General features: G+C 53.9%; 23 protein-coding genes. 5 read left to right on the forward strand and 18 right to left on the reverse strand.

Annotation, left to right across the window (positions count from 1 at the left end; genetic code table 11):
- Positions 1-7: 7 nt before the first annotated feature.
- The gene (locus tag PVA48_RS07010; RefSeq protein ID WP_022397704.1) at positions 8-463 is read right to left on the reverse strand and encodes a division/cell wall cluster transcriptional repressor MraZ; all 456 of its coding nucleotides are present in this window, start codon (positions 461-463) and stop codon (positions 8-10) included.
- Between the two features lie 157 nt (positions 464-620).
- Between PVA48_RS07010 and PVA48_RS07015 the strand changes: the two genes are divergently transcribed.
- Together PVA48_RS07015 and PVA48_RS07020 are read left to right on the forward strand one after the other, a co-directional pair.
- On the forward strand, positions 621-1,400 hold the full coding sequence (locus PVA48_RS07015) for an MBL fold metallo-hydrolase (RefSeq protein ID WP_022397703.1): 780 nt from the start codon (positions 621-623) through the stop codon (positions 1,398-1,400).
- A gap of 52 nt (positions 1,401-1,452) precedes the next feature.
- Entirely contained in the window at positions 1,453-2,115 is a 663-nt protein-coding gene (locus PVA48_RS07020; protein ID WP_180971570.1) for a trimeric intracellular cation channel family protein, read from the forward strand.
- A gap of 6 nt (positions 2,116-2,121) precedes the next feature.
- On the opposite strand, the gene PVA48_RS07025 is transcribed toward PVA48_RS07020, so the two are convergent.
- The 10 genes from PVA48_RS07025 to PVA48_RS07070 all read right to left on the reverse strand — a co-directional run bounded on the left by PVA48_RS07025 (position 2,122) and on the right by PVA48_RS07070 (position 11,564).
- Positions 2,122-2,667: an HNH endonuclease gene (locus PVA48_RS07025; RefSeq protein ID WP_423232441.1), complete on the reverse strand. Its 546-nt coding sequence runs from the start codon at positions 2,665-2,667 to the stop codon at positions 2,122-2,124.
- A gap of 54 nt (positions 2,668-2,721) precedes the next feature.
- Positions 2,722-3,699 (reverse strand): tRNA modification GTPase, encoded by a 978-nt coding sequence (locus PVA48_RS07030; protein ID WP_423232442.1) that lies wholly within the window; start codon positions 3,697-3,699, stop codon positions 2,722-2,724.
- An 8-nt stretch (positions 3,700-3,707) separates the two neighbouring features.
- Positions 3,708-4,070, reverse strand: coding sequence for a hypothetical protein (locus PVA48_RS07035; RefSeq protein WP_423232443.1), 363 nt, complete (start codon positions 4,068-4,070; stop codon positions 3,708-3,710).
- Positions 4,067-5,140 (reverse strand): tRNA 2-thiouridine(34) synthase MnmA, encoded by a 1,074-nt coding sequence (mnmA, locus tag PVA48_RS07040; RefSeq protein WP_102729052.1) that lies wholly within the window; start codon positions 5,138-5,140, stop codon positions 4,067-4,069. Before mnmA ends, PVA48_RS07035 begins: the two co-directional genes overlap by 4 nt.
- 221 nt (positions 5,141-5,361) lie before the next feature.
- Positions 5,362-6,189 carry a hypothetical protein gene (locus PVA48_RS07045; RefSeq protein ID WP_102728961.1) on the reverse strand — a complete coding sequence of 276 codons (828 nt, stop codon included), beginning with the start codon at positions 6,187-6,189 and terminating at the stop codon, positions 5,362-5,364.
- 18 nt (positions 6,190-6,207) lie between these two features.
- Complete coding sequence (locus tag PVA48_RS07050; RefSeq protein WP_102728962.1) at positions 6,208-7,197, reverse strand: hypothetical protein; 990 nt, start codon at positions 7,195-7,197, stop codon at positions 6,208-6,210.
- Positions 7,198-7,320: 123 nt separating this feature from the next.
- Complete coding sequence (gene miaA, locus PVA48_RS07055; RefSeq protein ID WP_423232444.1) at positions 7,321-8,253, reverse strand: tRNA (adenosine(37)-N6)-dimethylallyltransferase MiaA; 933 nt, start codon at positions 8,251-8,253, stop codon at positions 7,321-7,323.
- 7 nt (positions 8,254-8,260) lie between these two features.
- Positions 8,261-8,863 carry an acyltransferase gene (locus tag PVA48_RS07060; RefSeq protein WP_102728964.1) on the reverse strand — a complete coding sequence of 201 codons (603 nt, stop codon included), beginning with the start codon at positions 8,861-8,863 and terminating at the stop codon, positions 8,261-8,263.
- Positions 8,864-8,925: 62 nt separating this feature from the next.
- Positions 8,926-10,095 carry a glycosyltransferase family 4 protein gene (locus PVA48_RS07065; protein WP_423232445.1) on the reverse strand — a complete coding sequence of 390 codons (1,170 nt, stop codon included), beginning with the start codon at positions 10,093-10,095 and terminating at the stop codon, positions 8,926-8,928.
- Between the two features lie 344 nt (positions 10,096-10,439).
- A complete protein-coding gene (locus PVA48_RS07070) occupies positions 10,440-11,564 on the reverse strand; it encodes a glycosyltransferase family 4 protein (RefSeq protein ID WP_102722118.1) in 1,125 nt (374 codons plus the stop codon).
- Positions 11,565-11,896: 332 nt separating this feature from the next.
- On the opposite strand from PVA48_RS07070, the gene PVA48_RS07075 reads away from it, so the two are divergent.
- Complete coding sequence (locus PVA48_RS07075) at positions 11,897-13,456, forward strand: lipopolysaccharide biosynthesis protein (RefSeq protein ID WP_022397692.1); 1,560 nt, start codon at positions 11,897-11,899, stop codon at positions 13,454-13,456.
- Between the two features lie 79 nt (positions 13,457-13,535).
- Here the strand turns inward: PVA48_RS07075 and PVA48_RS07080 are convergent, their stop codons facing one another.
- From PVA48_RS07080 to PVA48_RS07090, 3 genes are all read right to left on the reverse strand, one after another.
- On the reverse strand, positions 13,536-14,840 hold the full coding sequence (locus tag PVA48_RS07080; RefSeq protein WP_146021183.1) for a BACON domain-containing protein: 1,305 nt from the start codon (positions 14,838-14,840) through the stop codon (positions 13,536-13,538).
- Positions 14,841-15,694: 854 nt separating this feature from the next.
- Positions 15,695-16,642, reverse strand: a complete 948-nt coding sequence (locus tag PVA48_RS07085; protein ID WP_102727604.1) for a glycosyltransferase family 8 protein — start codon at positions 16,640-16,642, stop codon at positions 15,695-15,697.
- Positions 16,643-16,702: 60 nt separating this feature from the next.
- Entirely contained in the window at positions 16,703-17,695 is a 993-nt protein-coding gene (locus PVA48_RS07090; RefSeq protein ID WP_102728968.1) for a glycosyltransferase family 2 protein, read from the reverse strand.
- 422 nt (positions 17,696-18,117) lie between these two features.
- Between PVA48_RS07090 and PVA48_RS07095 the strand changes: the two genes are divergently transcribed.
- Positions 18,118-19,170, forward strand: coding sequence for a glycosyltransferase family 2 protein (locus tag PVA48_RS07095; protein WP_146021184.1), 1,053 nt, complete (start codon positions 18,118-18,120; stop codon positions 19,168-19,170).
- A 77-nt stretch (positions 19,171-19,247) separates the two neighbouring features.
- On the opposite strand, the gene PVA48_RS07100 is transcribed toward PVA48_RS07095, so the two are convergent.
- The gene (locus PVA48_RS07100) at positions 19,248-19,424 is read right to left on the reverse strand and encodes a hypothetical protein (protein WP_180973000.1); all 177 of its coding nucleotides are present in this window, start codon (positions 19,422-19,424) and stop codon (positions 19,248-19,250) included.
- 437 nt (positions 19,425-19,861) lie between these two features.
- Here PVA48_RS07100 and PVA48_RS07105 point away from each other — a divergent pair, with 437 nt between their 5' ends.
- Positions 19,862-20,926, forward strand: coding sequence for a glycosyltransferase family 2 protein (locus PVA48_RS07105; protein WP_102727601.1), 1,065 nt, complete (start codon positions 19,862-19,864; stop codon positions 20,924-20,926).
- A gap of 177 nt (positions 20,927-21,103) precedes the next feature.
- Here the strand turns inward: PVA48_RS07105 and PVA48_RS07110 are convergent, their stop codons facing one another.
- From PVA48_RS07110 to PVA48_RS07120, 3 genes are read right to left on the reverse strand one after another with little or no spacing between them, the layout of a single operon-like run.
- On the reverse strand, positions 21,104-21,976 hold the full coding sequence (locus PVA48_RS07110) for a hypothetical protein (protein WP_423232502.1): 873 nt from the start codon (positions 21,974-21,976) through the stop codon (positions 21,104-21,106).
- Positions 21,961-22,233 carry a hypothetical protein gene (locus PVA48_RS07115; protein WP_423232446.1) on the reverse strand — a complete coding sequence of 91 codons (273 nt, stop codon included), beginning with the start codon at positions 22,231-22,233 and terminating at the stop codon, positions 21,961-21,963. The genes PVA48_RS07110 and PVA48_RS07115 overlap by 16 nt, the downstream gene beginning before the upstream one ends.
- A 35-nt stretch (positions 22,234-22,268) precedes the next feature.
- Complete coding sequence (locus PVA48_RS07120; RefSeq protein WP_022397682.1) at positions 22,269-23,288, reverse strand: beta-ketoacyl-ACP synthase III; 1,020 nt, start codon at positions 23,286-23,288, stop codon at positions 22,269-22,271.
- Between the last annotated feature and the right edge of the window lie 85 nt (positions 23,289-23,373).

Genomic DNA, 23,373 nt, shown 5'->3' on the forward strand with positions numbered 1-23,373 from the left:
AGGGAGATCAGAGAATGCCGTAGGATTGGTTGATATCGGAAATATTGGCGTTTTCACGCCGGGAGACTTCTTCATAGAGAGAAGGTTCCCATAATTCGAAATATCCTCTCCGCGCGGCGAGCCGGACGGAGGAACTGAGCTGTGCGTGTTCGCACATTTGTTTGGGTATCAGTAGTTTGCCCTGGGCGTTGATGATGGCCTCCACGCAGTTGGCATATAATCTGCCGATGAACAGGTCGATCTGCGCTTCCGTGTAGCCGGGCGTGGCTTCTATCTTGTCAATGAGTTGCTGGAATTTTTCCCGCGTATAGGCTTTAACGGTCGGCAATTCAAGGCGCCGGCCGGATAGCAGGAGCAGGGCGCAGCCTTCGGTAGGCCTCCATTCAGCCGGAATCGCAATCCGGTTTTTGGGGTCCAGCTTGTGCGTGTATGCACCAAAAAGGTTGTCTGATACACTGCTCATCGCATGCAAGTACACTACGTAGTGACTTCAATACACTTTAATGCACCTGAAATGTCAACCCCGTACTGGAAAAAAGTATTTTTTCTTGTGTTCATGTCGTGAAAAAAAGCATTGATCCGCTCTTGCGCCGCTCCGGGACCGGTATTATATTCCGCGCATGATGCAGTTTTGCGTGTTGGGCAGCGGCAGCGGAGGAAATGCCACCATCGTCAAGGCGGGGGAAACCGTCCTGCTGGTGGATGCCGGGTTCAGCGCCGCCAGGCTGCGGGATAAAATGAAATCCGCCGGCGTGGAACCGGAGGAGCTGGACGCCATTCTGCTCACCCATGAACACACGGACCACATGAAGGGCGTGCATCAGTTCACCAGGAAATACACCGTGCGCGTCTATGCCACCCGCCATACGGCCATGTGCGTTCAGGAAAAGGCGCCGGAAGCCCCCTGGGCCTACTTTGAAAAAGGGCAGTCCTTTAAAATAGGGGATATCGTCATCACCCCCTTTGCCACCTACCATGACGCCGTGGACCCGGTGGGATTCAAGTTTGAAACGGAACGGTCCAGCCTGGGCTTCATTTCCGATACGGGGCAGGCCCCCGGCTGCGTGGCGGAACACCTCTCCATGGTGGACAGCCTGGTGGTGGAATCAAACTATGATCCGGACATGCTGGCGGCCACCCCCAAGCGGCCCTGGCCGTTGAAGCAGCGCATCGCCTCCACGCACGGGCACCTTTCCAATGAACAGGCCTGCGACCTGCTGAGGCGCATCGCCCATGACGCCCTGAAAAACGTAGTGCTGGCCCACCTGAGCGCAGAAAGCAATTCTCCGGAATTGGCAGAAAGCCTGATGCGTGCTACCCTGCATGACATGGGACTGGCTTCCACCTCCCTGTTCTGCGCCAGCCAGGACTCCTGCCTGCCGTGGATACGGGTCTGCTGAATCCGCCTCTTTCCTTCCTCCTGCCGCCATGTTCCTCTCCATCTGTGAAATCATGAGCACGATCATTGGAGCCCTGGCGGGATCCATTGCTTCTTCGCGCGTGAAAATGGACCTGTTCGGCGTGATTGTCTGCGGCACCCTGGCGGCCCTGGGCGGAGGGACCGTGCGCGACCTTCTGCTGGACATTCCGGTGTACTGGACGCTGCCCTCCGGGGAAATCTTTGTCCTGGCCGCCGTCGTCACCAGCCTGGGAACCTTTTACGTGGCCCAGAAATACCCGCCGCCCATGGGCACCATCCGCGTGGCGGACGCCATCGTTCTGGCCCTCTTCGGCATGATCGGCACGGAAAAATCCTACCTCCACGGCTATACGCCCACCGTTTCCGTGATGATGGGCATCTGCACCGGCGTGGCGGGCGGCCTGCTGCGCGACGTGCTCACCGGAAACGTTCCCTACGTGTTCCGCCCCGGGGAACTGTACGCCACCGCGGCCCTCCTGGGAGGCGTGGCGTACGCGGTGCTTTACTACTTCGGGATCGACTCCTCCACCTGCTTCGTGACGGGCTTCGTGGTCACGCTCTCCGTGCGCCTGGCGGCCATCCGCTGGAACTGGAACCTGCCTTCCTACATTCCCCTGTTCTCCCCGGAGGCGGAACCGGAAGCCATGGAGGAAGAGGAAAAGGAGATTCTTTCCGGGAAACCCGGCGGACGGTAATCCGCGCTACTTGTGGAAGCACCCTTCCATGCAATAGACGGAAAGCTTCTCCACCGTACCGTCCCGCTCGCAGCAGGAGCGCATGTTGCAGTGCGGGCACAGTTCCCGCACATTTGCTACGTCCAGGGTTCCCCGTTTTTCGTGAAGGGAATAAAGGTACTTCAGGTATTTCCCCTCCGCGATGCGGTGGTGGCTGTCCTTTTCCTTCAGCCCCTTCCATTCGTACAGGCGTTTCCCGCCCTTGGAGGAATTGCAGGACTTGCATACCCTGACAACGTTATCCATGATATCTTCTCCCCGCAGTCGCGGGGCAGGATATGCTCCGTGGTCAATTTTTTTTTCGCCGCAATAAATGCATTCTCCGGGATGTTCCATTTCCCTGACCCATTCGCGAACGGAGGAAGACCAATGTATGGTCCCTGCGCAAAGCTCCTTCCACTTGCTCATAATCATGCCGTAATTGGCCTTTCCGAAGCCGGAAGAAGAGGCAATGATTTTGGCATATTGGTAATAAATGATTTGGCGGACGGATTTGACGGCGGGAGGAGGCATGATGAGGATATAAAAGCTGCTTGTTGAATGATGCTGTCCGGATTTTCCGGAGCTTTACTTGCCCAGGCAGAAGGAGGAAAAAATGGCGCCCAGCACGTCCTCCGTATCCACGGCTCCGGTGATTTCCCCCAGATGCGTCAGGGCTTCCCTCAGTTCCAGAGCCGTGAATTCCGGGCTCTCCTGCCGGGAGATGGATTCAGAAGCCAGCCGGACATGCTCCAGGCACAGGCCCAGTTCATGCTGGTGCCGGGCGTTGATGGCTACCAGGGAGCTGCCCGTTTCACCGGGCAGGGAGGAAGCGAAGGCCCGGACGATGGCTTCTTCCAATTCCTTTCTGCCTGCTCCGGTGGCGCAGGAAAAACGGATGCCGGGAACGGCCTCCCAGTCCGGGTGGATTCCCAGGTCGCACTTGTTCAGAATCAGCAGCCGGGGCGCGGTACGGGCGGCCGTGGGGAAAGCCTCTGTCCGGGGCGCGGAGGCGTCCGCCACTTCCAGAACCAGGTCGGCGGTTTCCAGCGCCCTGTTGGTACGAGTGATGCCGGCCTGTTCAATCACATCGGAAGATTCCCGGACGCCTGCCGTGTCAATCAGCCGCAGAGCCAGCCCGGCGAGCTGGATGGATTCCTCCACCGTGTCCCGCGTGGTTCCGGCGATATTGCTGACAATGGCCCGGTCATACCCCAGCAGGGTATTCAGCAGGCTGGATTTTCCGACGTTGGGCGGTCCGGCGATCGCCGTGCGGATGCCTTCACGCAGAAGACGGCCGCCCTCGGCGGTCCGCAGCAGCCCGGAAAGCTTTTCCTCCATGCTCCGGAGCCGCGCCAGCAAACCGGAAGCGGTGTCCGGGGAAATATCTTCATCCGGAAAATCAATGTAGGCCTCAATATGGGCCAGGACGTGAACCAGGCTGTCCTTCAGTTCGTCCACCTGGGAGCCGATGCCCCCGTCCAGCTGGGTTTGCGCGGCTTTCAGGGCTAGGTCGCTCCCGGCGGAAATCACGTCCATCACGGCCTCAGCCTGGGTCAGGTCCATGCGTCCGTTCAGGAAGGCCCTCTTCGTGAACTCGCCCGGTTCCGCCGGGAAGCTCCGCACCGGTACAGGCGTTTCAGCAGGCGGTCTGTCACCAGCATGCCGCCGTGGCAGGAGATTTCCACGGTATCTTCCCCCGTATAACTGGCCGGGGCCGGGAACCAGGTGATGAGCGCCTGGTCAATGGCGGTTCCCTCCGCGTCCAGAATGCGGGCCAGCGTTGCCCGGCGCGGCTGGAGGCGTTCCGTGAAGGCCGCGGGGGTGCATTGTTTCAGGATGGCCATGCAGCTGGGACCGCTCATGCGGATGACGGCAATGGCTCCCTGTCCTGCGGCGGTGGCCTGCGCGGCTATGGTGCGTTCCGGGTCAATCATGGTTCTATGGATTCAAAAAAACCGCCCCCGAGCAACTTGCCTCCGTCGTAAAAAGCGCAGACCTGTCCCACGGCCAGCGCCCGGAGGGGCGTGTCAAAGCTCAGGCGCACCTTTCCTTCTTCCAGATATTCGCAGGAGGCCCATTCCGCCTTGGCGCGGTAGCGGGGCTGCGCCATCACGCGGGAGGGCAGGGGCGCCAGCGTATTGGAAATGCCGCCGACCACCGCATGGGCCGCATACAGTCCCTGCGTGGATGCGTCTTCATACCCCAGGATCAGGCGGTTGCGTTTGACGTCCTTCCCCACCACCACGTAGGCGATTCCCTCCCGCGGTGAGGCGACGCCGTGGCCTTTCCTCTGGCCCATGGTGAACAGGTGCAGGCCGTTGTGGGAGCCGAGCGTCTTCCCCTCCGTATCCACGATTTTGCCGGGTTTATCCGGCAGGTAGTGGCGCAGGAAGTCGCTCATCTTCACCTGGCCGATAAAGCAGATGCCCTGGCTGTCCTTCTTGCGCGCCGTGGGAAGGCCGTATTTGTCCGCCAGCACGCGGACCTCCGGCTTCAGCAGGTCCCCCAGGGGGAACACGGCGCGGGCTGTCTGGTCCGGGCGCATCAGGGACAGGAAGTAGGACTGGTCCTTGTTCGGGTCCCGCCCGCGCAGGATGAAGGAGCCCTGCGGCGTATCCAGCCTGCGGGCGTAGTGGCCGGTGGCTACGGAGTCAAACCCCTGCTCCAGGGCGTAATCCAGAAAGACGCCGAACTTCATTTCCCGGTTGCACAGCACGTCCGGATTGGGCGTGTATCCGGCGCGGTAGCCTTCAATCAGGTAATTCACGATGCGGGCGCGGTATTCGTCCACCAGGTCGATGACCCGGAATTCAATGCCGATTTTTTTGGCGACGGACAGCGCGTCCTGAATATCCTGCTCCCACGGGCATTCGCCGGGAATGCCCTCGTCATTCACCCAGTTTTTCATGTAGGCCCCCACCACGTCATGGCCCTGCTCCACGAGCAGGGCTGCTGCCACGGAGCTGTCCACCCCGCCTGATAAGCCTACAAGAATGCGTGCCACGATGCTGAAAAAGAGATGAATATAATGAAGCGGCCTGCTTTTGGAAAGCCTTTCCCGCCTGCCTCTGTAAACCAAAGATGCCCCCGCAAGCCAAGACAAAAAGCGTGGAAGACGAATATCCGGGGCGTAACCTGGGAAAACAAGAAGATGCCTTACAGTCTTTTTATGCAGGAAAGGGTTTGCACTAGTGACGCTTTTGTTGTCCGGATTTGGATGCCTCTTTAATTTTTCTGTTTGGGCAATCCTTTGTAAAGGTAGGCCGCTTTCGGCACCCGGCCGACGGTTCTGTCCAGCAGGGCCGGAATGTCCTTGTCCCTGTATCCGGCCAGACGCAGGTATTTTTTAACCTCCTGGGCCTTGGTCGGGAAGCAGGTCATCAGTTCCCTGATAAATCCGCGTTCTTTGCTTTTGATGGCGAATTGAGCGTTGTTGCTTCTCGAACTCAGCGCGCTTGTCTTGTTGAACAGCTTGGTATCGTTTCCTTCTGGCATTCCGGAGGCATGGTCGATGAGCATGTGGGCGAAGATTTCCGTAGCTTCAAAAGCATAATCTACCTGGCTGTGGAATTGTTTGATGATCAGAGCTTTTGCGGATAAATAAAATCGAAGGGCCTCTTCCCTGCCTGGGAGGCTGCTATTCTTGTCCGTTAGCGCAAGGAAAGGGATGCTGTTCGTGAAAAACTCTTTTGCGTGGTGATCTACGCTAGTGTAGGTAGCAAGCCATTCGACATTTTCGTAATCGTTGAGGTCAATGAACGGGGCCTTGGCAATCAGATAGCACAGGAAAAGCCCCTCCGTCAGCTCCTGAGGGGTGACGTCCTTTTTCCGGTAGCGGTTGGCTTCTTTCAATATTTTATCCGCCCCCTGGTAGAACGGAATGATCTGGCCACTGTCCAGCAGTTTCTTAAGCCGCAGGAGTTCCGGGTTTTGCTTGTTCAGATTCCTGATGGCGGAAGGAAGGGGGAGCTGGTCCTGCTCCGGAGAGGCTGAACAGGGAAAAGACAGCGAGTAAAGGACGAATAACAGAAGGAAGGGATAAGATTTATTCATGATGCTAAAAACAGGAGGTTATGGATTGGCGGTAGAGTCGGCATGCAGGGCGTCGTCTGCTGTGCTGCGCGTGACGGTGCATCCGAATTTGGTGATGCTTACCTTGATATTTTTCAAGCCCCTGGTGGGGGAGTCTTTATTGGTTTCCCTTTCATCTTCGTACTCAAAACTGAAATCCTGGGAATACGTGTCATTGCCAACCTTGCAGCAGTCCTTGCCGTCGGCGTGTACGTACCACCCGCAGGTCCATGAAAAGGAATCGGGAAGTTTCATGTCCTGCAAGTGCTGCAAGCGAATATCCTTCTCCTTGTCCCATCTCCAGCCGATGTTGTCATGATGGTGGGCATTCAGGGCATTGGGCCACATCAGCTGTTTTCCCGGGGTATGCACCGGTTTGAATCCTTCCGGGTCTTCTGCCCGTTCCATGATGGGAACATTGCTGAAACTGACCGCCAAGGGAAGAAAAGTCACGACAAGCTTGGAGGAAGCTCCCGGTCTGTCTTTCTCCTTGTCCCGGGGATGTTTTTCCACCCGTTTCCCGGAATGTTCCGCTTTAATGTCAGAGGGAACGAGAATGCTGAAAACGGAGGGTTCTCTTTTCGGCAGTTCTTCATCAAGGCTGGTTTTAACTCGAACCTTCAGGTTAGTATCCTCGGTAAGGTTTCTGCTGATGGTCAGCGTAGCTTGATTAATATCGTCATTTGATTTCTCAATGCTGGCCGCCTTCTCCGGCTCCAGGGACCATTCAAGGGAATCCGGGTCTACGTCCCTAACTCTCTTGCCGTTCAGGGCCAAGGTGACCACTTCTCCAATACCGACTTTGGTGCGTTTCCTGTCCTCGTCCTGGTCTCCTTGGTCGAGGAGGCATTGGGGAGAGACAACCTTGGTTTCCGATTCGATGTACAGGGAGCGGTCATCCGTGGTGGGAATGTCTTCTGCATGAACAAAGGTTGCCAGGGCATGCAGAAAAATGCCGGTAGAGGAAAGGCGGAAAGAGGGAAAGTTCATGCCAGGGTGCGAGCTGAGGAGAGTTATGCTCATGATAGTCTTCCGCCCCTTTTAATGTCAATGCATCCAAAAATATGTTAGATACAGTTTGCCGGGGGAAGAAACGGGCGGTTTTCCGGATGTTTACCGTCCTAGGAGGGGGCTAATGCTCCAGCTCCCGTATGATGCATTTCGCCAGCTCCCGGGGGAGGCGGAGGGGGCAGCCGGAAGTTCCCGGAGCCATTGCTCCCGTTTCAACCAGGTACGCTGGCGTTTGGCGTATTGCCGGGTGGCGAGCGCCAGTTTCGCCTGACAGGTTTCACGGGTGATTTCCCCGCGCAGCAGGCTGCGTATCAGCGCTAGGCCAAGCGTGCGTTCCGCCGTGGCGGAGCAGGGGCCCAGGGCAGCTGCTTCCTCCACGGCCCCCTCCTGCATCATGCGTGCGGCGCGGAGGGCGATTCTCCCGTCCAGTTCCGGAACTTCCCTGGTGATGACCCAGCCGGGCCCCAGGGGCGGCTTCAGCCAGTTCCGCTTCCAGAAGGAAAGGGGTTTTCCTCCGGCAAGGACGATTTCCAGGTTGCGTTCCACATACCGCCGGTTGGAAGAATTGGTCAGGGCTGCGCCTTCCGGGTCCAGGGAAGCCAGCCTGGCGTGCAATTCTTCCGTGGAACAGTCCGCAAAAGCGGCGCGGAGGGCAGCGTCCCCCGGCGGCGCTTCCGACATGCCGTGGGAGAGGAATTTGAAGTACAGTCCGGAGCCGCCCGTGACGATGGCCGTTTTTCCGCGGGCATGGATATCCTCCACGCACCGCATGGCGCGGTGGTAGTGTTCCGTGGCGTCCCAGGGCATCCGGGCCGGAATGATGGATACCATGTGGTGGGGAACGCGTGCCCGGTCTTCCGGGGAGGGAGCCGCCGTTAGAATGGGAAGCTCACGGTACACCTGGTAGGCGTCCGAACCGACGATTTCCGCACCCAGCATTTCCGCCAGTTCCACGGCCACGGCGGATTTTCCCGACCCGGTGGGTCCGGCAAGGAACAGCGTAGCGGGAAGGCCTGTAGTAGAAATGCCGGGCATGGCGCAGTCAGGATTTTTCCGGATGCCTGAGGCGTTCGGGCAGCGGCTTGTTTTCTGCGGGATTGCCGATCGCGAGACAGCCGGAAGGCACATCCCTGGTGACGACGGCTCCGGCGGCTACCACGGCTCCGGAACCGATGGTGACGCCTTTCAAAATGATGGCCCTGGTTCCGATGAAGCAGCCTTCTCCGATGTGAATGGGCTTGCCGTGCCCGGGATTTCCCCACGTGCTGCCCCAGCTGGCGCCGCTCCGGGGATAGTGCATGTCGTTGTCCAGAATCAGCGTGTCTGCGCCTATCAGCGTATGGCGCCCGATGTGGATGCCGTTGACGCAAACCAGGGTGGCTCCGCTGATGCCGCAGCCGTCCTCCACGGTGATGCGGGCTTCATTGGAAAGGGCCGCCAGGCAGGCATGGTGGGAAAGCACCGGATTCATCCGCGCCATGGAGTGGATGGTGACGCCGTTGCCGATGGTGATGCAAGCTCCCGGGAATTTTTTAATCCGGGGCAGGCCGGACAGGATGACGCCCGTTCCGGTACGCACTCCCCGGAGCTTGAGCAGCAGGCAGCCTATCTTTGAAAGGAACCGAATAATGAGCTTTTTTATCATGGGAAGAAAGGCGAAAACAAGTTTTCTTTGGAAGCTTCGGAGGTAGAAGAAAAACCTGCCTGTCAGGAATCCGTGTTATTTTCCTCTTTCATGTCCAGCAGCGAGCCATAGACGTCCATAAAGTCTTGGGAAGTAGTTTGAATACTGAGCTTCCTTTTTATTTCCTCTATTCCGTATTTTCCCATGGCAATGGATTTATCCAGGGATTCCGTCACGGCAAGGACGGCTTGGCGAATGGCTTCGCTGTCTTTGACTGGGAGGATGTATCCGGATTTGCCGTCTTCGACGTATTGTTTGCTCCCGGCATTGACCGTAGTGATAACCGGTAATTCCATACAGCGGGCTTCCTTGACAATGGTGGGTCCTGTATCGGCCAGAGTTGGAAGTAACAGGCACCAGGCCGTTTCCATCTGCTGCCTGAGTTGCATCCTGGATAGTTCCCCAAGCCAATGGATATTGGGAGGGCATTCGGAATTTAGCTTGGTGCGTAGTTTCCCGTTTCCTGCAATATAAAGGTCTACATGCGCCAGGGAGGGATTTTTAAAGGCTTCAATCAGAAAGGGAAGACCTTTACGTTCGTTCAGTGATCCTGCGAACAGGCAGGATGGCCGTGTACTGGGAGCGCGTTTCTTTTCCTGGAACTCGGACTCAATGCCGTAGTCGATAAGATGGATGGAGGCTGCCGGGTTGAGTTTCCGGACACATTCCGCAGCCCATGGTGATTCACATGTAATATGCTGGTATGCCGGAGTTGTTCGTTTTTCCCAGAATGCTTGAAGGTGCGCCAGAAAGGGCATTTTACTTTCCCGGCAATAGGCATGCAGGGCCCCCTGGTATGATAATAATCGGGAATACGGCTGGTTCATGCATGCCTTGGCATATGGAAATTCAATGCCCCATGCATGGACCAGGGCTGGTTTCAGGGAATGGAGAAGAAGGCGTATTCTTTTAGAGGCAAGAAAATGCCCGCTTAAAAGTCCCAGAGCCAAACTTGGATCAGGCAGAATGTGAATGGTCTGGCCTTTCAGTTGCCGGACGGTATGGGCCTTTACATATTTTTTGAGAGTAATCCAATGAATTTCATAGCGTTTTTGATGAGCCAGATCGCAGAAAAAAGCATAAATCCATGGAATCAAGGTGTGGTCTTGATCTTGAAACTCTTCAGGAAGCAAGCGTCCCAAAGGCATGTTTGCCAAAATGGCGATAACAGGAAGAGATGACCGATTTTCCATATAAAAACAGCAAGGACTATTAATAACGCGGACGAATTGAAAAGTCCAGAAAATGCGCAAGTATGATGATGAGCGCCTTGGCTGCGAGCAAGATGAAAAAAAGATTGTGTCTGTTTTCTATCTGGAATCCCTTTTTTAAACTGATACAATAATGGTCTTTCTTTAAAACGGGAGACTTGGTCTCCGCAATCTCCTATTGAAAAATTTTAACGCGAAAATTCTCATAACTGAGAAACTTGGCTGGTCCGGAAAATGCAATGATGAAAATGGTGAGAAGGCGTTTTACCGTGGGATAACGTTCGTGAGGAAAATAGCCGGGGCCGAATTCATCCCATGGAATCAATTCAATCCTTCTGCTTTGGGGTACGGGAGGAGGCAATGGAGCTGAGCAGGTCTTCCCATTGTTGATATACGACTGATGGGTCATACTGTTCCTGCCATTGCCGCAGCCCCTCCTGCCCCCGGCGCTCCCGGAATTTTTCGTCCGTCAGAGCCCCCACGGTTTTTTCCAATGTGGCGGAGGATGTTTTTTTCAGGATGATGCCTCCCTTCAGGGTGGAAACGGCTCCCACATCGGGAGCAAACCATGGGATGCCGCACGACATGGCCTCCAGAATGCAAAGCGGCTGCTGCTCCTGATAGGAGTAAAGGAAAACGGCGGCGCTCTCCATAATGGCGGCTTCCACCTCCGGACGGGGAAGATTGTAAAGAATCCTGAATCTGGGATCGTCCCCAATAGCCTGCTCCATTTGCTCAGCGTAGGAATTGCGTTGCGGAACAAGGAAAAGGAAAACGATGTTGTCCAGCTTGGTTTGCTTTACATGGCGAATAAACAGAAGCTGCCGCTTCGTGTTGCAGGCGCTGGCGGGGCACGTGAAAACGGGAGCGTGGGACAATCCGTATTTTTCCCGGAAGAAAGGAACGGCTTGTTTCAGCGCCGGAAACGTGTTGGGAATGCAGACGTAACGGGAAAGATTCAGTTTGGAGCAGTAGTAATAATCGAACCCTTTGAAGGGCGTTCCATAGGAGTCAAGGAAAACAAGGCGGTTTAACGGGGATTCCCGGTGTACGTTCAGAATGCCCCTGCGTATTTGGAAAAAGGAGCAGAGCCATTTTTTCATGCCGAAAAAAGGAGGGTAGTCCACGCGGAAATAGGAACGGAGGTTGGTGGGCATGCCGTGGGAACGCAGAAAAAAGGGAAGGCGCTTTTCCCGTGCGCATGCCAGCAATTCCTTCCGGCACCAGCCCGACCAGGAATGGTAAACGATAAAATCCGGCTGGATATCTTTTAAAAAAGCGTCCAGGTACTCCTTCAAGCGGTTGGTGTCGTCCGTCAGGGAATCCGGCAGGGCCGTGATGGGGCAGCATCTTGTGCGGGAAGGATCCTCCGGCAAATCCTGCTGGCGGGTGAGAACGTGAATGTCCCAGCCTCTGGAGCCCAGGCTGTGCGCCATTTCATAGGCCGCCATACTCACGCCTCCTTCCCCGGAGGGAAGGCATAGGCGGCAATCAGAATCCTTCCTTTGCTCACGGGCGGTAATATAGATGGAAGAGGGAAATAAAACAAGAATGCTTTATGGAACAATGTTGGATAACTGGTATGGAGCAGGTTGTGGCTTATGGATAAAAAGATGTTGATGCAGTGGAATGTTGTGCTAGATTAATGCCGCTTTTCATGGCCGTATGACTGGCAGAATATCCTGTTTGTATTTTACCAGCCGGATAAATGAAACCGGGTATGAATGATTTCTGTATTTTTTGTTTTCTCGTGAAGAGAGGATAAGTCCATGGAATAAATGGTATGAAGGAGTCTCGCGTAAAAAAAAGCCTGTTGAATGCCCGGGTGAACCTCATTTTTTATGTTCTGATTCTCATCATTTCATTTTTTTCAAGAAAAGTTTTCCTGAATTGCCTGGGCGCTGATTTCGTCGGTTTGACGGGAACTTTAATGAATCTGCTGAATTTTCTTAATTTGGCGGAGCTTGGCATAAGCACGGCTATCGGATATGTGCTTTATAAACCTATTTTTGAACATGATGAGGCCAGAATTAATGAAATTATTTCTGTTCTGGGTTACATGTACCGGTGGATAGGGCGCATCATTATTGCCGCCGGATTGCTGCTTTCCTGTTTTCTGCCGCTGATCTTCCCTTCAACGGGATTTTCCTATGGAATCATCTATTTTGCTTATTATTCTTTTCTCGCCTCTTCCCTGATTGGGTACTTCGCCAACTACAGGCAGACTCTCCTGGGGGCGGACCAGAGGAATTACGTGGTGGCCTTCTATTTCCAGACGGCCTCCATAATCAAAATTTTATGCCAGATATTATCTGCGTGGTATACGGGCAGCTATTATCTATGGATAATGATAGAACTGCTGTTCGGCATTATTTATTCCTTCATCCTTAACTGGAAAATTAATCAGGTATATCCCTGGTTGAAAAGCAATGTGGCTCTGGGAAAGGAACTGTTCAGGAAATACCCTGAGGTTATTAAATATACCAGGCAGCTCTTTGTACATCGGCTGGGTTATTTTTTCCAGTTCCAGGTCACGCCGTTTCTGGTTTATGCATTTGTTTCCCTGCAGATGGTCGCCTACTATGGCAACTATTCCACCATCATGGATAAACTGTTCCTCCTGGTCAACAACCTGCTGGGCAGCACGGAAGCCAGCGTGGGAAATCTGATCGCGGAGGGGAATGCGGAAAAAATCCGCAAGGTGTTCAATGAATTATTTTCCCTGCGCATGCTGATAGCCGGGACAATCTGCTTTACCCTTTACCAGCTTCTGGAGCCATTCATCACGCTTTGGCTGGGAGCGGGCTACATCCTCCCCCGGGAAATCATGATCCTGATCATCATCAACCTGTTCATCACTGTCACGCGGGGTGCAGTGGATCAATTTTTATACGGCTACGGCCTGTTCTGGGATGTCTGGGCGCCCATTGTAGAAAGCGTGATCAACATTTCCGTAGCAATTATCGGAGGTTACCTATGGGGATTGCCCGGCATTCTTCTGGGGGGTATTTCCAGCCTGGTGCTTATTGTTGGCATTTGGAAACCCTTCATGCTGTACACTTGGGGATTCAGAAAGAACGTGATGAATTACTGGCTCCAATTCGGTTACCAGCTGGCGCTGATTCTGATACCTATGGTGCTGATGAACTGGATTTGGAAATATTCCCCCTTGCAACCCTCCGGGTCTTTCCTGAACTGGTTTGCCTGCGCCTTCCTGATGGTTGTTTCCTATGGCGTCATAACGATTCTTTTAATGTATTGCTGTACGAAAGGCATGCGTGGCATGGTACATCGTGGACTGGCAATAGCGGGGACGCGGCTGCTCTGGAAGAGGAAAAAGTAAGCGTTCCCTATGGGGCATTATAAGGATTTTTTACTTCCTTGGCAGGAAAAATAAGTGCAACTCTTTTTTATTCATATATTCAGGGTAACTGGTTGATTTCCACGACAGCGGTCTGGGCATAGTGGTGGCCGACAAAAACCCACACTTGCCGGGGTTGCCCGGTCGTGTTGGGGGCAAGCGTCAGGGTGATTTGGCCGCCGCCGGCTGGTATCTGCTCCGCGGATTGGCTGCACCATACGGCGGCGGGGTCATGCCCGCACATCGTGTCGTTAATGGCGTACACAGCCTCCGCCAGCGTGGAGGATACCGTCAGCGTTACTTCACCGCCTTCCGCTCCCACCTCCAGCGCGGAAGCCGTCACCTCCGGCACGGGCTTGATCGCCACTCCGTCCATGACCACCTTCCCCAGGATATCCCTGGCCGCCGTGCTGCCGGGCAGGCTGCCCGTGTTCACCCGCATTCCGGCCATTCTCAACCCTGTCTCCTGCGCGCTGGCCACTTCATGGGCTTTGACTGTTGCTGACAATACAGCCGTATGGCCGCCGCCGCAGAACCGCGCTGTCATGGGCATGACGTATTGCCCGTCGACGAACAACTCCCACCTGTTTTCAACGTAGGGATGGTCTGCCGCATGCCGGGGCGCCATTGCTACGGCAAGATAGGTGGCGTTTGGGACCAGCGCCCACACATACCGGGCTTCCCCGTTGCCGCGCCCGTAATCCGTGCCGCGAATCAAGCAGGATGCAGAACTGCCCAGGTAAGACTTGCCGTATAAAGTCGCCTGCCAGGCGGGCGTCATATCATAACCGTTGTAATTATTAACGGAATTGAGCAGAGGAAACCTGTAATCCTGCCCTGTCCCGGCATGGTCATAATTGCACCAGTGAATGGGATGCGCATAGCATGGCGAGGACGGGTTTGTGGTGCATCCATAGCCATGTGTGGTGCTTCCCAGCATGATGGACGCCTTGTCCGCCCCCGTAATGCACCATGCCGCCGCCGCCGCAAAACTGGAATCTTTGTAGGTTCCCAGTGAATGAGCAAATTTCCAGGGCTTGGTGCCCACCCCCAGCAAGGAAATGCCGGAGGCGGGAGTCATTCTAATGACATGGTCATATAGTTCATTTTCAATGATGCCTTCCTTGACGGATGCATTGGCGCTGGAATACTTGTAAATGCTGAGGGATTGCATGCGCGCCAGCAATGCCACCCATGACGGAACGGCGGCATAGGAGGCGCTGCGCACCAGGAGCCATTCCCGTCTGGCCTGCTCTTCGAGCATGGAGTCCCAGGACAGGGCCTCCTGGGCCGTGGCAGGCAGCGGCACGCGAACGCCTCCGTTGGCGTTGACGGTGCCGGCAAAGGTTCCGGACTCCGCCATCATATTTTTTAAAATGGCATCCTCTCCGGGTTGAACGCCGTCCTGGACAAACAATCTCGGGACGGGCGTTTTAAAAATCTGTATGACAAAAGCGTTTTCATCGGATATTTCTACCGCATCCGTCGGAGCCACAAAACCGTATTGGCCCGCTTTTCCTGCTTCCAGAACAAGCATGAGATCCACGCTGGAACTTAAAACGGCATGTACTGTACAAGCTTTTGTACAAGTCATTACATAGGAACTTCCTTTGATAGTGTCAACTTTCATGAATAAACTAATTTTTAAAATACTCCCTACTTGCCGATACGGTCATCAGGTATAAAACGTTGACGCATTCTTGCACACGCTTTGCTGGCCTGCTTTGAATGCGTGTACTGCCAGAACTGGTTGGCGGAAATAGTCACCGTGGAACCCGGTCGTGGAAAACTAATGGAGGCATCCGTAAAATGATCTTTTTGGACAAGCCGGAAAATCACTATACCGGAATCTGGGCGTGAAAAGGGCTTCCATGAAAAACCCTTTGTACGCAAAGCTAAAAATCAAAAGGAAAAAATGGGCTTATTCTGCTTTCGTAATAACGTTTATGTGCGGGAAAGACAGGCAAATTCTGAAGCTGTGGCTTCGGATCATCATCAGCCGCGGAATGAAAAAGACATGAGCTTCGTGCATTTGAAGCATTTGCAGCCATGGAAATCCCGAGTGGACAATTTCCTGACTCGGGGAAATACCAAGGAAAAAAGGAATACGGATGGTATCCCGAAAAAAAATGGCTGATATTGGCGTTCCTTAATAAAAAAGCGCTCTGTAAATCGGTTGCTTCCTGGTCATCGGGAAAGGCAGGAAAAGCTGGCGCAATCCTACTGGTGTTTGCCCTGCAAAAGCCGTTTGCCCTTCCCCAGGAGGCATCTCATTCGGGAAACAAACATTCGGGCAGAATCATTTTGCTTTCGGAAATCCCGGATATTATCTTTCCACGGAGATTTTTTCCAATACTTGTAGAACAGCCCGTTATCCTGACGCAGGCTATTGGGCTGCCAGGGCTTGGGATGCCCCCAGTAATGAATGATGCCGGGACTGGTGGCGGCTTCCAACAAATCCTTCGGCTCTAGGGGATTATTCTCGAAGCTTTTTATTCCTTCCCAGCGGATCGACCAAATGGCGCCGTCGCAGATGTTCCACATGGGATGGAGCAAGAAAATACGTTCTTGATAACATGCGTTCAAAATATCCTGATCCTGCCAGGAGAGATGATGGATGTTGCTTTTCGCATAAGATAAAACTTGGGCTTCAAACCGTTCTTCACGAATTTTCTTAACATGATAAAGAACAACGCCTGCATTGATGTAAATGGAATCCCTGCCCAGATTCATTTCCCGTTTCCAGCGTGAGAAAAACTCCTCAGTCAAATGTTCCGTAGTGAAAACGCCGGCGATGAGGCAATCTCCGAACTCGGTTTCATACATGGAACTGATATCCCGGTTGAAAATGGTATCAATATCTACATACAGGGCGCGTTCCACCGTGGCGGGAAGTTCCCCTGCGAGGCCAAGACGGTAATACGTCGCTGCCGACCACTTGGAACCAACGGGAAAATCCTTGTATTTATCCTTCATGTCAATGAAGTGTAAACTCAGGCGGTAAGACCGTTGCAGAGAATTTAAACGAGCCGTATTATCCTCGTTCAAACCGTCTGTCATGATGTAAATATCGGCATGAACGTCGGCTGGTAAATTCTCCATGAGGGAAACGATGCTTACCCCCGTTCCCAGCGCTCCCTTATCGTCTGTAGCGTATACGATGTTCATGGTAAAGGTCCGGCATGGACTATGGCAGGTGAAGAAATGGATCTGCGTTTCCCATCCGCGTTACTGGTTTCTATTGAGAAACAACATGGATCTTCCCATTCTTTCCAGGCGGTCCAGCCAGACGCATAAGGAAACGGTTCTATTCATGAGCGCAGTAAATGATTGTTCCATTCCTTCCTTTGCAAAACATGCCTTCGCATAGGCGTCAAAATAGGTCCGGTTCAGGTAGGGATGCGTCACCTTCCTGATTCTGCCCAGCAAGGAGGTCCTTTCCTCTTCGTCAAGAGCCAGCAACCTGTTGGAATGCAATTCCCTGATGATCAGGAAATGAACGGCGAACTGCCATGTGGGTTTTTTCATGGCTTCAAGTTCATTCAGCAAGGGCGCAAGGAGCGTATGAATGGAGACATGCCGGTAATTCACATCATGCATGGCGGATGATGCCCTTTGCCGGTAAATTGAGGTGACGGTTCCTCCCAGCCCGATCAGGGCTGTCTGCCTCATGCACCGCGTCCAGTACAGGTTGTCTTCTCCATAGGACATATTTTCCTCCCAGGACGGAAGTTGAAACGCAAGAGATGAACTCAGGATAACATTGCTTGGGTGCATGAATAGCAATCCCCTTAACCCCAATTTCCGGATGAATACAGGATGGGATGGGGGACGTGGCGCTATGTTGGCCAACTCGTCCAGGATGTGACGGTTGGAATAAACCAATATCTCAGGATGAAGATTGAAAAAATTAGCCGCCAGCGCCAAATGTTCTGGGTACCAGTAATCGTCCCCGTCCAGAAAAGCGATATAAAGGCCTTGGGCTTTCTTCATTCCTGCATTTCGTGCTCGCGAAACGCCGCCGTTGCGCTGGGAAATAAGATGAATTCTTTGGTCGTGAAAAGATTGGATGATAGAAACGGTTCCGTCTGTAGAACCATCGTCAACGATAATAATTTCAAAATCCTGAAATATTTGAGCCAGTACCGACTGAATGGTAGCAGCAATATATTTTTCCAGGTTATAGGCTGGAATAATAACGCTGAAAAATGGCTTCTGCATTTAGGAAGGAGATGGAACGCTTTTGGAGCTGGACGGGAATCCGGATGTGGAGGAAAGACTTCGCGCTGATTCTGGAGTAATAACAATCGGTAAATGGAGGAGGGAAAAAATCCCTCGTGACGCCTTCATTGTTAATCAACGCATTGATGGACCAAATCATAGCGGATTAAGAATCCGGCGTCAACGGAAAAATCTGGGAAAAAGTTTGTTAGGGGTAATGGGGAATATAAGGATGACGGGGATAACAGGGATTAAAAAGATTCTCCTATCATCCTGATGTTCCCTATCATGCGCATCTTTTATGGCGGCGTTGATTAATCACGGATTCTTAATCCGGTACAAACGTGACGCCTTATCTATAAGTACTGTGGATCATAGTCCATCTCGGGATTCACATTTCCTTTTCCGTGCCGCTTTTCTTCATGAATCCTCCGGAACTCCCCTCCATCAGCATTATTCTGACCGGGCATAATGAGGAATATTGCATTGGAGATGCCATCCGGAGCGTATTCGGGCAGGATTACGAGGGGCCGGTAGAAATCATCCTGTCTGATGACGGTTCTTCCGACGGTACTTTTGCAGTCATGCAGGAAATGGCGGCGGAGTACCGGGGACCGCACCGTGTGGTATTGAACCGGAATGAAACCCCTCTGGGGCGCGGGCCGCATATACGGCAGGCCGTGGAGTTGGCCACCCATGAATGGATTCTCCGTCAGGACGGAGATGACTGTTCCTTCCCCTGGAGGTGCAGGATTTTTGCCGGAGTGGTGACGGAGCATCCGGATGCCGTGGCTGTCGTCAGCCAGATGACCCGCGTGTATGAGGAAGCCGGCGTTATGTTCGAATTCCCGGCGTTTCCTGCTGTTCCGGAAGAGGCCCCGGTGATCAGGCTTCAAGAGGGGACTTTCTCCTCCACTGCCCATTACGGAGGCAGTATGATGATCAGGAAAAGCGCCTGCCAATGGGGGCGCTCCCTGCCGATGACGGACAATTTTGAAGATGACCTGATGGGATTTCATGTGTGGCTGCAAGGCAGCATCTATGAATTGCCGGATGTCTCCCTGTACTATTACAGGTTTGCCGTCAAAAATATTTGTGCCGTCAACAGTGCAGCGCGGTTTGCCAGCATGAAAACGGCTGCGGCCTTTGAAAAAAGGGATCGGCTGATGCGGCGCCAGTTGAAGAAAAGCAAGGAAGCCGGCCTGGAACTGTGTAAGGACTTGTTGAAGGGCCGCACTCCGGTTTTCCGTTCGCGGGAAGAATTGCTTGACGAAATGGAGGAGAGAAGAAAGGCGATACGCTGCATTGATCAACAGCAGAACTGGTGGAACTATTCCTTCCGCCGCAGGTGGGCGCTAAGGAAGCCGGGATGGATGGGCATCGTCCATTGCTTGCCGCAAAAGCTGTATCTGCTCTACATGGTCTTCTTTTTCAAGCTCAGGAAAGTGAAAAGAGCCGTTTGCGGAGCGCGGTAGGGGGTGCCTGAAGACCCCGGATGGAAAGGGCCCGCCAGGGCAGGGAAAAGCTCTTGGATAAAACCTCCGTGAAGTGTTCATGGAACCATGTTCTGCATGGCTGCTTCCTCTGCTGCATGGGGAATAGCGTGTGCAGGTTTGAGTGCGTGGAATGGGAAAAAGGGAATGAATGCGTATTCATGCGCGAAAAAGAAGAAGGGGAAATCTTGATACCGGTCATTTGGCAGATAGGGACGCAGGGGGATGAACTGCATGCAGGGAAGGGCGATGCATAATCTTTGTCGATAGGTGAAAGCCTCCGGGAAGCGTCTTTTCAAACCGAAGGGATTGATCGGAGGGATGTAGGGAAAAAATGAAGGAAGTGCCGTATTTCATGGAATCATCCTTCTTTGGTTATCCGGAAAAACAGGAATCAGGATAGGAAAGCAAAAAGCATTTTATGTTTTGTTACTAAAAATGAGAACTGATGGCTTAACCGCGAATTTCTAATCCGGATTCAATAAAAAATACTTAATATAAATGGTGACAGTTGAGGGGAGGCAATCCTGGAAAGAAATGTCCTTCCTGTCGTGCAGCAGCATGAAGCCGTATAAAAAACTCATAATGTGCATGTTGGTAAACCTTCATGTATCCGGACAAAGAACCCGGATTAGAAATCCTGTATTTCTCCACCGAGTTTTAAATCTGGAAAATGGAAGAAAAGAACAGGCATATCCGGGATAGCCGCTATGGTTGGATAGAATTCAGCGTGATTTTAATCGCCTATAATCTGGAGCATTATTTGAGAAAAACCGTTCAATCCGTATTGGATCAGGAATTTAAGAATTTTGAATTGATCATCGTTGATGACGGCTCGACGGATGGCACCCTTCAAGTGGTGGAATTTTTTCAGGATTCCAGAATTAACGTCATTTCCCAGGAAAATGGAGGCGCTTCGCATGCCAGAAACACGGGAATGAAAGCGGCCAAAGGAAAATACGTGGCATTCCTTGATGGAGATGGCTACTGGTATCCTGATCATTTGAAGATGGCATATGATTTTTTCCGGAAGCATCCCGGCGTGTACGTTTATGCCGCCAGATATACATGGAACAAGGAGGATTGCATTCCCCGCAGGAAGGGAAAACCGTGCTCCTTCGTAGTCAGGAAACTGGGGTTAAGAGGGCTTTTATCCATCCATACGAGCAGCGTTGTTCTGAATTCCTCCCTGGCATCTTCTCTTCCCTTGTGGGAAGCAGGCATGAAATACGGAGAGGATGTCCTGTACTGGATGCGGTTGATGAGAAGAACGGCGATGATTGGCTTGGGAAAAAAAGTGGGCTCCATCTATGTACAGCGTGCCGGCTCTGCCATGCAGGAGCAGGCTTGCCGTGATATTTCCGTGGAAGACCTGCTGACGCGCCGGCTGGAGGAATGGAAACTGATGCCGCACAGGGAATGGCAGTTTGCCGTGCACTTTTTAATTTTGCGGGAATTACATGTGCCCAGACTGCTGAAGATGGAGAAAGAAGCCCGTATCCGGTTCCTCAAAGAGATTGGTTCCATGCTGCATGGATGGCTGGAGGGACCCTGTTTTAATGCTTATGTGCAGGCCTGCTCGCGGGAGGAGCCGGCTGAGATGGAAAAGGCGTTTGACAAGCTCCAGGCCCGGGTAAACTGCTGGTGCGTCTGGGCGGACAGGGCGGAAAGATGGTGCATGCGCCCCTGGTCCCTCCTGGTAAATGGGTTGTATAAGGGATTTCTATGGGGCAAGTAAATTCCCTTTCCGCAAGGGGCCCGGAAAACCCGGAAAAAGGGATGGAGGAAAAAAGGCAAGCCGCTCTTCCCTGCGTCAACCGGATTTACCGGTAACGGCTTCTCCGTAGTAAAAGAAAAAGCGCCTTCCCACGGATAGTGGAAAGGCGCGGTAAAAGGAAAGAAAGCGTATACCGGATTAATACACGTCCCGCTGGTAGCGGCGGTGCTGTTTCATGTCCGCTACGTACTCCGCAGCTTCTTCCGGAGTCTTGTGGCCCCAGGTCTGGATAACTTCATGAAGGGCGGCGTCAACGTCCTTGGCCATGCGGGAGGCGTCTCCGCAGACGTAGAAGCATGCGCCGTTTTCCAGCCATTTCCAGAGCTCTTCGCCTTCCTGGACCATGAGATGCTGAACGTATACCTTCTTCTCCTGGTCGCGGGACCAGGCTACGGACAATTTCAATCTGCCGTCCGCCGTCAATTTGGCCAGCTCGTCTTCATAGCAGAAATCGGTAGCTTTGTATGGGTTGCCGAAGAACAGCCAATTGCCGCCCTTGTCCCCGGAGGCGATGCGTTCCTCCCAGAATGCCCGGAAGGGAGCGATGCCGGTGCCGGGGCCAACCATGATGATGGGGGTATCCCCGTCTTCCGGCAGGCGGAAATTCTTGTTGGTATGCACAAACACCCTGGCCGTATGTCCCGGCTGGAGGCGGTCCGCCATGTAAGTGGAGCACACGCCGCCGCGCTTGCGGTCCCGGGCCGTGTAGCGCACCGCGCCCACGCACAGATGCACTTCTTCAGGGTGGGCGTTCGGGCTGGAGGCGATGGAATAAAGGCGCGGCATGATCTTTTTCAGGATGCTTGCAAAAGCCTCCGCAGATTCAAAGGAGGCCGGATACTCCGTTGCCAGGTCCAGCACGTCGCGTCCCCACAGGAAATCGCTGAGCGCGTCCTTGTCCCCGGCCAGCAGGGTTTCCAGCTCCTGACTGCCGGAAGCGGTTGCCCATTTGGTCAGCAGAGCCTTGTTGACATTGGTGATGTCATAGCAGTTGATCAGGGCGTCCCGCAGGCTGGCGGCTCCCCCTCCGGCGTGGGAACCTGGGAATCCGGGCTGAGGCCGAGCTTTTCAATCAGGGCCTCCACCAGGGAAGAATCATTGGAGGGAATGACGGCCAGGGCGTCTCCGGCAACGTACACCATTCCGGCGCCGTCCAGGCTGTATTCAATATGGATCGTTTCTTTCGGGCTGCCTTCCCCGGTGAGGTGCTTGACGGAAAGGACGGGTGCGGGGAACGGATTCTTTTTGCCGTACGGTTCGGTTGTCATGTGTAATGTAAGTTTCTGGAATGGAATAACGGAAATTACCAGCGGATGGCTGCGGCGCCCCATGTGAGGCCTGCGCCGAAGGTGACCAGGACGACATTGTCCCCCTTGCCGAACCTGCCGGTGCGGCGCGCTTCGTCAAAGGCGATGGCCACGGCGGCGGCGGAAGTATTGCCGTATTTCTCAATATTGATGAACACCTTGTCCTCCGGGATGGAAAGACGCTGGGCCACGGCATTGATGATGCGGAGGTTGGCCTGGTGGGGAATGATCAGCTTGATGTCATCCGACGTCAGGCCGGCGCGTTCAATCACGCTGGCGGCGGAATCCTTCATGCGGGGAACTGCCTGGCGGAAGGTCTCCTTGCCGCGCATGGCGAGGGTAGCCAGGCGTTCGTGGGCGTTCTCCACCGTGGTGGGGCAGCGGGAGCCGCCGCCCGGAATCTGGAGCAGGTCATGCAGGGCGCCGTCCGTGCCGATGTCCGTAGCGAGGATGGAGCCTTCCCCTTCTTCCCCTGTGGAAGCCTGGAGCACGGCGGCTCCGGCGCCGTCCCCGAACAGGACGCAGGTGGTGCGGTCCTCCCAGTTGACGACGGTGGAAAGTTTTTCCGCGGCGATGATGAGGGCCGTCTTCATCTGGCCCGTGCCGAGGAACTGGACGGCCGTTTTCATGGCGAACAGGAAGCCGGAGCAGGCGGCGGAAATGTCAAAGGCGGCGGCATTCTTGGCGCCCAGGGCGTCCTGGATATAGCAGGAGGTGGAAGGAGTGAACGTATCCGGCGTAATGGTGGAGACGATGATCAGGTCGATATCCTCCGGCTGCAATCCGCAGGATTCCAGCGCCCGCTGGGCGGCCTTCGTCCCCATGTGGGAGGTGTACTCGTCAGGGGCGGCGATGCGGCGTTCCACGATGCCCGTGCGTTCGATGATCCATTCGTGGGAAGTGTCCACCATCTTCTCCAGGTCCGCATTGGTCAGACGGCGTTCCGGAACATAGGAGCCCGTACCGATGATCTTGACGGGCAGTCTTTTAAAGGCGATATCAGAATTTGCGGCCATAGCTTTGGGCGTATGATGAACAGAAAACGTCCTGACGTTTTATGTGGGGACAGTCTAAAAGAAAGGAGGCCTGATGACCAGCACA

This window comes from Akkermansia sp. JRP_AM1 (genome assembly GCF_049262625.1).
GTDB classification, from domain to species: Bacteria; Verrucomicrobiota; Verrucomicrobiia; order Verrucomicrobiales; family Akkermansiaceae; genus Akkermansia; species Akkermansia massiliensis.